The following is a 10,128-nucleotide window of genomic DNA, read 5'->3' as shown; positions in this document are numbered from 1 at the left end:
GAGTCGCACCCCGTGCGGGTGCGTGGATTGAAATCTTGATTTTGTATTGAACACGTCCCCAGGTAGGGCGGTCGCACCCCGTGCGGGTGCGTGGATTGAAATGCCAGATGGCCGGGATACTGGCGGAGGATGTCTGGTGTCGCACCCCGTGCGGGTGCGTGGATTGAAATCCACGTACTCCACGTAGCTCCAGCGTCGGATGACGGTCGCACCCCGTGCGGGTGCGTGGATTGAAATTTATTGGATGACATATATCTGGAATGCATCTTAGATGTCGCACCCCGTGCGGGTGCGTGGATTGAAATACTCAGTACGGTCTCGGAAAAGTTTCCGGTGTCTCGTCGCACCCCGTGCGGGTGCGTGGATTGAAATTTCTGCATTTTCGGAGCGCCGGTCAATCCGCTGCGGGTCGCACCCCGTGCGGGTGCGTGGATTGAAATAGGAAGCAGGTCTCGGAACTCGGGAAGACATGGTTGGTCGCACCCCGTGCGGGTGCGCGGATTGAAATGCTTGCAGGCCGAAGCCTATGACGAGGATGCGCCGTCGCTCTCCATGCGAGAGCGTGGATTGAAGTTGGCGTTAGGGAAGTATATGCCCAACTAATGCTTGTGGCGTTCCCTTTGCGAAAATATGGATTAAAATAATAAAATTGTTTTATGAGAACTGGCTTCAATAATGAGTTTTCCGGCAAGAGGCTTATTATTTATAACGGTCAAGTGACCAAAGGGGGGGTAATTGAAAAACTGCATTTATGCTCAATGCATTTCTAGCGAGGAGAATAGTCTCTTTCGTAATTGAAAGTTTCTTGGAGTAGGCTTTATAGGCATCCATGGCTGGAACTTTTACGTCAAGCCTTCTCTTTTTCTTGATTTTAGCTCTAAACTAGGTTGACCTCCAGATAACTTATCTGGAGGCCGTGTCCCTACAGAAATAATAACTTTTTAGATCCCATGATTTCAATCCACGCACCCGCACGGGGTGCGACAATCAGCTCGTATTTTATTTTAATACGTATTTCTAAATATAACAATTTTATTATTGAGAGCTTTAGGGAGGTGTAGATACTATACAACTCTTCCATGGAATTTATAAAGGATTATTATGTTGTGACTATATTGACAAATGATATCTGAACTTGTATCATATATAGCAATTAAACCCATTAAGGAGGGTCGACATGGGGAATTTTAAGCCCGTTCATATCCGAATCTTCTCTCTTCTTTCATCTTTTTTCTCATCTCGTTTGATTTTTTGTTATGAAGGTGAGGTCGTCCGGATTTTCAACCAGCTAGAGTCTCATTCGGACTTTCCTTTTGAATCTGGAAAAGAAGCGGGTTGGGCGGCAGCAATTGCCGATTTAGTTCTCAACTATGAAGGAAGATATCGTATCCATCATTCCCTGATAACAGTTCAAGAAATCAGTGACTACTTTGGAGTTTCTCCAGGCACTCTTCGAAATAAATCCCGTGTTATCCGCAGCTTGCTTCAACACAATTAATTAATCCGCATCCAGACACCTCATATATCTCAATTTGTCTATTACTCTCTTAGGTTTACTCAACGGCTCTCTCATCACACCTGAGTTTTTCCATATTCACTAAATGTTCACCAAATACTGACATGAATACAGCAGGAAAAAAGAACGCAAAAGAGAATATCTTATCAGATACTGGAGATTTATGTATTTGTTTTTCCAGTGACCTTTTACTTATTTAATCATTATAAATATAGTTCCAATGGAGGTGTTCTATTGCAATACTACGCTCACTCTACCGAGAGGGAGGACAAGTCGGATTGGCAGCCTCTTTTGAAGCATCTGAAAGAAGTAGCTGACTTAACCGAAATGTTCGCCAGGCAATTCGGGGCGGGGGATTGGGGGTATGTGGCTGGATTATTGCATGACCTGGGCAAGTATTCCCCTAAGTTTCAGAAACGTTTGGATGGATCATTGGCTCCGGTTGAACATGCATTGGCAGGCGCTTATGAATTGGTGAGTAAGAACACCGACAATCGAACGGGGCCGCAGGCACTTATGCTGGCATATATTATCGCCGGACATCACGCCGGATTGGCTGATTTTCAGTCGGATAAGGACTCGTGTCTGGCACGTCGTCTATTAAGACAGCCCGAACCTTATAGTGCGGCTTTTACCGAGCTTGCAATGCCAGCCGTACCTACAACCTTTCCGTTGAAAACAAGTAAGAAACCCGGTTTGCAGTTCTCACTGTTTATTCGCATGCTGTTCTCTTGTCTGGTCGATGCGGATTCTCTTAACACCGAGGAATTTTGCGATCCGGCGCGTCACGCGCTAAGGGGGAAGCCTTTCGATTACGAGTTTTTTTTGCAGAGATTCCGGGAGCATCGTGAGCGAAAGTTCAGTGATCCTGTCAAAAGGGAGACTTTAATCAATCGCCGGAGAGAAGAAATATTTCAGGAATGTCTTGCCCGAGCCACGGACCCGCAAGGTATGTTCTCCTTATCGCTGCCAACAGGAACGGGTAAAACGTTGATTTCGTTCGGCTTTGGGCTGACGCATGCTAAAAGACACAGCTTGCAGCGGTTGATTTATGTAATCCCATATACTTCCATAATTGAACAAAATGCGCAGGAGTTCCGCGATATTCTCGGAGAAGAATGGGTGCTGGAGCATCATTCCAACTTCCAGTATGAAGCGGATTCCGTAAATTCCGGGCACAAGGAAACCGCCGCCGCATTAAAATTGGCTGAGGAAAATTGGGACATGCCGGTAGTGGTGACGACGAATGTCCGCTTTTTCGAGTCCTTATTCTCCGCCAAACGTTCCGCAGCCCGTAAGCTGCATAACCTCGCGAATAGCATGATTATCCTGGACGAAGCCCAGCTTATGACCGGCGGCTTCTTTGCGCCTTGCTTGTATGTTCTGGATGAACTCGTCCGTAACTATGGTTGCTCCGTTATGCTCTGTACCGCTACTCAGCCGCCGGTGTCATCTGTTCTGAAGGATACGGACCCTCCCATTGAGATTGTAGCTGATCCGGAATTACGATACCGGCAATTTGAACGGGTGAACGTTAACCCTATTGGAAAATTGTCATGGGCGGAGCTTGCCTTAAGAATCAAAGATAGCGGCAGCCAGGTGCTCGGTATTGTCAATACAAGAGGGAACGCCCGTAAACTGTATGAACTGTTGAGCGCAGATTATGATTCTGATACGCTCTATCATTTAAGCGCCCGAATGACACCGAACCATAGAAGGCATATTCTGAGCATCGTGCGGGAGCGTTTGGAGAAAAAGCTGCCCTGCATACTGGTCAGCACACAGTTGATCGAAGCCGGTGTGGATATTGATTTTCCGGTCGTTTACCGCGAAATTGCCGGATTGGACTCAATCGCGCAGGCAGCCGGACGTTGCAACCGAAACGGGGAACGCATGCGTGACGGGAAGAAAGTGAAGGGCGATGTCTATATTTTTGAACCGGAAGAAGAGTATACCAAGAAGAATTGGTTAAGCAGGGATATCTCGGCGGCAAAAGTACAGCTTTCCCGGTGTAGGGAACAGGACATTAGCCCGTTGTCTCAACAGGCGGTCAGCGGCTACTACCAGCAGTTGTACTTCTACGAAAATCTGGGCCAAGAGGAGGCTACTGATGCTAAAGGCATTCTTGCGGCGCTGAATGAGAAATGGAACAAATTCGAGTTTCCTTTCGCCAAGGTAAGCCGTGAGTTCCAGTTAATTGACGACGAGATGCAATCCATCATTGTCCCCTATATTCCCGATGCTGATGAACAAAAACGAAATGATCTGGAGCAAATATTTAATCAGCTGCGGCATGCGCCGTTGGTTGGCAGGGAGTTGCTTCGCAGGCTGCAACCTTTCACTGTGCAGTTATATCCGTATGAATTTGCAGCACTTAAGAATGGAGGAGAACTGGAAGAGGCGCGCGATGGTATTTTTGTGCTGAAGCGGATTAAGGCGTGGTATGACAGCCGGACCGGGGTCATTCCTTATTCACGGGACGTTGCGCTTCAGGAATTTATAAATATTTGATGAGGAGGGAGCATGATGGGGTACGGCGTCAGGCTGTATGTATGGGGAGACTATGCGTGCTTCACAAGACCGGAGATGAAAGCGGAAAGAGTCAGTTATGACGTAATCACGCCTTCGGCCGCTCGCGGTATTCTGGAAGCTATCCACTGGAAGCCTGCGATCAGGTGGGTGGTGGATCGGATTCATGTGTTGAATGAGATTCGCTTCTCCTCTGTTAAAAGAAATGAAATCAGGAACAAGATCCCGGCAAGTACAGTGAAGTCAGCCATGAACGGGAAGGCTGCGGAGTTGCGGCAGAATACCTCTGAGGAGCGGGAGCAGCGGATGACCGTGATGCTGTACAAGCCGGCATATGTCATTGAAGCGCATTTTGAAATGACTTCTCAACAAGGAGAGAGCGATACACGGGAGAAGCATTACAATATTTTTCTGCGGCGTGCGAGAAATGGACAATGCTTTCAGCAGCCGTATTTCGGCTGTAAGGAGTTTCCTGCAAAATTCCAATTAATAGAGGAAGACGAAGCCTTGCCGTCGGATAACTATTATGCGGACAAGCCTGAGCAGGATTTGCAATGGATGCTGTGGGATATCGACTATGGCAATGAAATGACTCCCAAGTTTTTTCGGGCGGTTATGAGCAGTGGAATCATTGAGGTTCCTGATCTGAGAGGGGGAGGAGCAGGGCGATGATTCTGCATTCGCTGGTTGAACGGTATCACTCGCTTGTTCAGGACCCGGAATCCGGCATGGCCCCTCCTTATTACAGCAGTGATAAGGTTTCCTTTGTAATGGTGCTGAACCTTGCAGGAGATATTGTAAGAATCGAGGATATTCGCAAGGAGGATGCCAAGAAAAAGAAGCGTCCAATCATTCGTACGGTACCGGAGCATCCCGGAAGGTCAGGCACGGGCTCCAAACCGTTTTTTCTGTCGGACAAAGCGGAGTATCTGCTGGGTTTGGTCAAGCAAAAGGACGGAAGTTGGACGGTGTCCCGGCGTTATGAAAGCAGCCGTGATTTTCATCTTGCTCTGCTGGCAGACACGTTCGGGGAGGAAGCGGCGGCGCTCAGAGGCTTTTTTACAAAATGGCAGCCGCAAGCGCATGTGGAAGCATCGCCATGGCAGGATGAACTGAACGTTATATTGGGAACGACGGACAATAATTTGGTCTTTCAATTGGATGGAATGAATCGTCTCATGCATCAATCCCCGCAGATTAGGGAGACATGGGAGCGTTACAATGCGGGAAGCGGTGAAGAAACGCCCGTACTGGGTTATTGTCTGGTCAATGGTGAAACGGAACAGCCCATCGCAAGGGTGCATGATATTAAGATTAAAGGCGTGCTGAATTCGAATTCGGCGGGAGCCAACATAGTTTCCTTTAATTTTCCTGCGCTGAATTCCTATGGAAAAGATCAAAGCTACAATGCTCCGGTGAGTGAATCGGCCGCCCGCGCCTACGCCAAGGCGCTTAATCATTTGCTATCTTCAGATCGCAACAAGCTGCGCCAATTCGGAGAAATGACGACGGTGTTCTGGGCCGAGCGCAAGCCGGATTCTTCGACATGGAGTTTACAGGAGTCGATTTTTAGTTCCTATGTCGAGGGAGTCTCGCTTGATGAACAGCAGCAAGAGGATGGCAAGCAGGAGGAGCTTCGGGTTACCGATCAGGTGGGGGATTTCTTGAAGCGTGCCCGATCCGGCCAGCAAGTGACGGACAGCATACTGCCTGGTCAAGAGGCTTCATTTTACATTCTTGGTTTGGCCGGTAATAATGCTCGCCTGTCGGTACGCTACTTCTGGAAGGGCAATTTCGGAGAATTATTCGGCAAACTCCGGCAATACGAGGAAGATATGAAGCTGGAACGCACAGGAAATCAGGCAATCGGGTTACCGGGTATTCTTCGCATTATGTTGGAGACTGTGCGCAAAGTTTCAGATTTCTCCTCGATGAAAAAAAGTATTTCTTCTTCTATGGAAAGTCAGTGGTTTCAGTCAATGGTGGAAGGACATGTTTTTCCATACACGGTATTTGCATCAGTCGTTAATCGTATCCGCACTGACGGCATTATTCATCCATTCGGTGAACATGGCCGCAGCGCCTGGATTCGTGCTTCGGTTATCAAAGCTTACCTAACCCGCTATGAACGGATTAAACGGATGAAACAACAATCCCCCTATAAGGAGGCGCTTCTTATGGCTCTTAACCCGGATGCTCCGCAAGTACCCTATCGTTTGGGACGGCTCTTTGCGGTGCTTGAGAAAATTCAGACCGATTCTGTAAAAGGAAAATTAAATACAACGATCAAAAAAAGCTTTTTTTCTTCGGCTGCGGCAACACCGGCTTCCGTATTTCCCAGACTGCTTAAGCTTTCAATGAATCATCAGAACAAGCTTCGACCGGAAGCGGAAATCTGGTATAACAAGAAAATCAGGGATATCGCTGACGAGATAGAGGCTTTTCCGCAACGGATGAATCTAGAAGAGCAGGGTCTGTTTATGCTCGGATATTTTCAGCAAATGCAAGATTTATATACCGCTAAAGCCAAAGGCGGCGATGTCCCGTCAAATCCGATTGACGAGGAAGATAACGTAGTTGAAGAAAATATGGATGAGGGAGAGGAACAATAATGAGCGAAGCTATTAACCGGCATGAATTTACGATTTTTTTTGATGTAAAAGACGGTAATCCGAACGGTGATCCCGATATGGGAAACATGCCACGGATGGACCCGGAGACGGGTCACGGTCTCGTATCTGATGTCTGTCTGAAACGTAAAGTCCGGAACTATGTTGAGATTACGCGCGGTCATTTGGAAGGGCATCAGATTTATGTCGGTGAAGGAGCTGTGTTAAATGAACAGCATCGCAAGGCATATCGCGCATTACGGGACGAGGATGTAGATCAATTGAAGGAATTGAAGCCCAAAGATAAAGCTGAGGCAGCGCTTTTAACACGATGGATGTGCGACAATTTTTATGATGTGCGTACTTTTGGCGCGGTCATGGCTACCAAAGTTAACTGCGGCCAGGTTCGCGGTCCGGTACAGTTCACGTTTGCCCGAAGTATAGACCCCATTTTCCCGCAGGAAACGACGATTACCCGTCAGGCTGTTACACAGGAGGGCGCGGAGAAAGATCGGGAAATGGGCCGCAAGCATATTATTCCTTACGCACTCTATCGGATGGACGGTTATGTCTCGGGGCATTTGGCCGAACAGACGGCATTTAAATCTGAGGACCTGGAACTGCTGTGGGAGGCTCTTGTGAACATGTTTGAACATGACCGTTCCGCTTCGCGGGGGCAGATGGCGCTTCGCAAGCTGGTTATTTTTCAGCATAGTTCCATCCTTGGCAATGCACCGGCCCATCGTCTGTTTGAACGAATAACGGTTGAGCCTGTGGGCGGCTCGGCAAGAAGCTATGGTGAATATACGATCTCTGTAGATGATTCCGAATTGCCCGAAGGCGTCACCATCATCGAAAAATAATGGAACAGTCTCTATATAGCGATGATGAACTGCTTCTTCTATCAGGTATTCAGCATTTTGCTTTTTGCAGGCGTCAATGGGCTTTGATCCATGTGGAACAGCAGTGGGCGGACAATATCCGTACCTATGAAGGTGATTTGCTGCACCGCAAGGCGGACAATCCCGCACTGCGGGAGACGCGGGGCAAAATCATTATTTCACGAGCGATGCCGCTCATTTCCAGAAAGCTTGGTATAACGGGAACAGCCGATGTGGTCGAATTTCATGCTGCTGAAGAGGATGATCCGCCTGATTGCATTGCATCGCTTACCGGGAGAAGAGGGAAATGGAAGCCATATCCGGTTGAATACAAGCGCGGCAAACCGAAGGTTGATGATTGTGACGAGGTACAACTATGCGCGCAGGCGATGTGTCTGGAGGAGATGCTGGGAGTAAAGATCGGGGCAGGGAGTCTTTTTTATGGACAGCAGGAGCGGAGGCAGGAAGTGCTTTTTACGGAGGATTTGAGATGCGGAGTAATCGATTATTTAGACGAGATGAGGTCTTGTTTCAATAGTGGAATTACGCCTGCCGGAAAGTACAACAAGGCTTGTAAATCCTGCTCGCTCCATAATATTTGTCTACCGAAATTGCGTAAAGGGTCTGTGAGCCGATATATGGATAGTTTTCTGGAGGGTGAATGATGAGGAAGCTGCTGAATACCCTGTATATTACTTCAACTGATAGCTATCTGATGCGCGATGGTGAAAATGTAGTTGTCCAAGCTAATCAGGTTGAGAAATTCCGTATTCCCGTTCACAATCTTGAGGGAATTATTACCTTCGGCTATACCGGCGCGAGCCCGGGACTGATGCATTTATGCGCCGAGCGCGGAGTAGCGCTGACCTTCCTGAATGAGCACGGTGGTTTTCGGGCGCGTATCCAGGGCAAAACCTCGGGCAATGTCTTGCTTCGGCGGAAACAATACCGGTATTCGGACGGGACTGAAGCAGTGCAAATCGCCAGACGTATGATTCAAGCTAAAATCATCAACTCACGGAGTGTGCTGAACCGGGCAATCCGCGATCATGGCGGACAGGTGGATGTCGGGCGACTCCAGTCGATTGCAGTGGAAATGAAACGGTTGGCAAGAACGGTCGCTGCCGTGGATAATCTCGATACTTTACGCGGTGTAGAGGGAGAGGCGGCCAAGTATTATTTTGGCGGAATGAACGAACTGATTCTGTCGGAGAAAAAAGCGTTCCAGATGGTTGCTCGCAGCCGCCGCCCGCCCAAGGACCGAATCAATGCGCTCCTATCTTTTCTATATACGATGGTTCGTCTTGATGTGCAATCCGCGCTGGAAACCGTTGGTCTTGATCCGGCTGTCGGTTTTTTGCACCGTGATCGGCCCGGCCGCGCCAGTCTGGCGCTGGACTTAATGGAAGAACTGCGCCCTTATCTTGCGGATCGGCTGGCTTTGTCTCTGATAAACCGCAAGCAGATCAACCCGAAGTCATTTATTATTAAGGAGAACGGGGCGGTACTGCTTTCAGATGATGGCCGCAAAGCAGTATTAGCCGCCTGGCAGCAGCGGAAGCAGGAAGAAATTCGGCACCCTTTTTTGGAGGAGAATATAGCACTGGGGTTGCTGCCGTATGCGCAGGCGTTGCTGTTAGCCAGATTTATTCGCGGGGATTTGGATGATTATCCGCCATTTCTATGGAAGTAGGAGGCGTGTCAAATGATGGTGCTGATTACGTACGATGTGGAGACAACAACACCGGAAGGGCGGCGCAGATTACGCCGAATCTCCAAGCACTGCCTCAATTATGGACAACGGGTACAAAACTCGGTGTTTGAGTGTTTGGTTGACCCGGTACAATATAAGCAATTACGCCAAAAAATCGAGGCGGAAATGGACCCTGCCAAAGATAGCTTACGCTACTATATGCTTGGGGCCAATTGGAAAAAACGAGTGGAGCATGTCGGCGCTAAAGAGGGCTATGATCCGGAGGGGATATTGCTCCTGGATTAATTCCAAGTGGGACGATGAGGATAGGAAAAGTGCGAACCCCAAGCTCACATGAAACCCTGGGAGGTTCGCACTCCTTGCTGGGCAAGGGATTAAGGTGTTTTTAGCTTCAAATGTGGCGTTGAAATCGCCCTGATATTGGAGGTTCTCACTTTTCGTCCTTCGATCCCAAGTGGGGTAAGGGTTTTTGGGGGTACCTGTCGCACCCCGTGCGGGTGCGTGGATTGAAATACATGCTCGGCAACCCGCGCAGCCGGAATAAAGCTGTCGCACCCCGTGCGGGTGCGTGGATTGATATAATCATCACAATACTATGATATTATTATTGCAAGTCGCACCCCGTGCGGGTGCGTGGATTGAAATACTGACGTACTGGAAGGCATGTATAACAGGTTGAAGTCGCACCCCGTGCGGGTGCGTGGATTGAAATTTAAAAACACAACGGTCGATTACAACGTTGTCACTGTGGTCGCACCCCGTGCGGGTGCGTGGATTGAAATCCATCCGGGCGGCAGCGGATCTTCAGGTGCCGCCTCGTCGCACCCCGTGCGGGTGCGTGGATTGAAATGAGGGAGTACAGATGAGTTTCGAAGATGT

The 10,128-nt window shown here is 48.7% G+C and carries 8 protein-coding genes and 2 CRISPR repeat arrays; all 8 genes read left to right on the top strand.

The window, feature by feature from the left end; genetic code table 11:
* Nucleotides 1-2: 2 nt before the first annotated feature.
* Nucleotides 3-574: direct repeats of the CRISPR family, unit length 32 nt; unit sequence GTCGCACCCCGTGCGGGTGCGTGGATTGAAAT.
* A 603-nt stretch (nucleotides 575-1,177) separates the two neighbouring features.
* Nucleotides 1,178-1,498, top strand: a complete 321-nt coding sequence (locus L692_RS0106770) for a DUF6398 domain-containing protein (RefSeq protein ID WP_025698342.1) — start codon at nucleotides 1,178-1,180, stop codon at nucleotides 1,496-1,498.
* Nucleotides 1,499-1,750: 252 nt separating this feature from the next.
* Nucleotides 1,751-4,027: a CRISPR-associated helicase/endonuclease Cas3 gene (locus tag L692_RS0106765; protein WP_025698340.1), complete on the top strand. Its 2,277-nt coding sequence runs from the start codon at nucleotides 1,751-1,753 to the stop codon at nucleotides 4,025-4,027.
* A 12-nt stretch (nucleotides 4,028-4,039) separates the two neighbouring features.
* On the top strand, nucleotides 4,040-4,717 hold the full coding sequence (gene cas5c / locus L692_RS0106760; protein ID WP_232238740.1) for a type I-C CRISPR-associated protein Cas5c: 678 nt from the start codon (nucleotides 4,040-4,042) through the stop codon (nucleotides 4,715-4,717).
* On the top strand, nucleotides 4,714-6,657 hold the full coding sequence (gene cas8c / locus L692_RS0106755; RefSeq protein ID WP_025698336.1) for a type I-C CRISPR-associated protein Cas8c/Csd1: 1,944 nt from the start codon (nucleotides 4,714-4,716) through the stop codon (nucleotides 6,655-6,657). The genes cas5c and cas8c overlap by 4 nt, the downstream gene beginning before the upstream one ends.
* The gene (gene cas7c / locus L692_RS0106750; RefSeq protein WP_025698334.1) at nucleotides 6,657-7,517 is read left to right on the top strand and encodes a type I-C CRISPR-associated protein Cas7/Csd2; all 861 of its coding nucleotides are present in this window, start codon (nucleotides 6,657-6,659) and stop codon (nucleotides 7,515-7,517) included. The genes cas8c and cas7c overlap by 1 nt, the downstream gene beginning before the upstream one ends.
* A complete protein-coding gene (gene cas4, locus L692_RS0106745; RefSeq protein ID WP_025698333.1) occupies nucleotides 7,517-8,200 on the top strand; it encodes a CRISPR-associated protein Cas4 in 684 nt (227 codons plus the stop codon). Before cas7c ends, cas4 begins: the two co-directional genes overlap by 1 nt.
* Complete coding sequence (cas1c, locus tag L692_RS0106740) at nucleotides 8,200-9,228, top strand: type I-C CRISPR-associated endonuclease Cas1c (RefSeq protein ID WP_025698331.1); 1,029 nt, start codon at nucleotides 8,200-8,202, stop codon at nucleotides 9,226-9,228. Before cas4 ends, cas1c begins: the two co-directional genes overlap by 1 nt.
* A 12-nt stretch (nucleotides 9,229-9,240) precedes the next feature.
* Nucleotides 9,241-9,534: a CRISPR-associated endonuclease Cas2 gene (cas2, locus tag L692_RS0106735; RefSeq protein ID WP_025698330.1), complete on the top strand. Its 294-nt coding sequence runs from the start codon at nucleotides 9,241-9,243 to the stop codon at nucleotides 9,532-9,534.
* Between the two features lie 196 nt (nucleotides 9,535-9,730).
* Nucleotides 9,731-10,099: a CRISPR direct-repeat array (repeat unit 32 nt; unit sequence GTCGCACCCCGTGCGGGTGCGTGGATTGAAAT).
* Between the last annotated feature and the right edge of the window lie 29 nt (nucleotides 10,100-10,128).

It is taken from the genome of Paenibacillus forsythiae T98 (genome assembly GCF_000520735.1).
Classification (GTDB): domain Bacteria; phylum Bacillota; class Bacilli; order Paenibacillales; family Paenibacillaceae; genus Paenibacillus_AQ; species Paenibacillus_AQ forsythiae.
Note: the sequence above shows the minus strand (reverse complement) of the source record. Positions and strands in the feature narration are given on the sequence as shown.